The organism is Pseudoalteromonas sp. SIMBA_162, assembly GCF_046535955.1.
Lineage (GTDB): Bacteria > Pseudomonadota > Gammaproteobacteria > Enterobacterales > Alteromonadaceae > Pseudoalteromonas > Pseudoalteromonas marina.
This window is the reverse complement of record NZ_JAWJBQ010000566.1, coordinates 1-264: the sequence shown is the minus strand read 5'-3', so window position 1 is coordinate 264 and position 264 is coordinate 1. Positions and strand designations below refer to the sequence as shown.

At 63.3% G+C, this 264-nt stretch carries 1 protein-coding gene; it reads right to left on the bottom strand.

Translation table 11 applies throughout. The features are described 5' to 3' along the window. Positions 1 to 264, bottom strand: a 264-nt coding sequence (locus R0J88_RS20940; protein ID WP_410901016.1) for a Bax inhibitor-1 family protein, incomplete at both ends; no start/stop codon positions are given.

Sequence of the window (264 nt, the reverse complement as noted above, 5' to 3'; positions counted from 1 at the left end):
ACAGGCTCACCGTCGCCAGCAGGTAGTTGGTCTGCCCGCCGTGGATGATCTGGCTGGTCTCGAACAGGATCGCCGCGGAGGCGAACAGCACGAAGCCGGCGGAGACAGCCAGTGCCAAGCCACTGATGTTGAAGATCATCGCTGCCAGCATCGCCAGAATCAGCACGATGGCGCCGGCGAACAGGAAGTTGCTCAGGAACGAGAAGTCCTTGCGCGTCACCAGTGCCACCGCGGACAGGCCGGCGAAGGTGATGCCGGTCATGC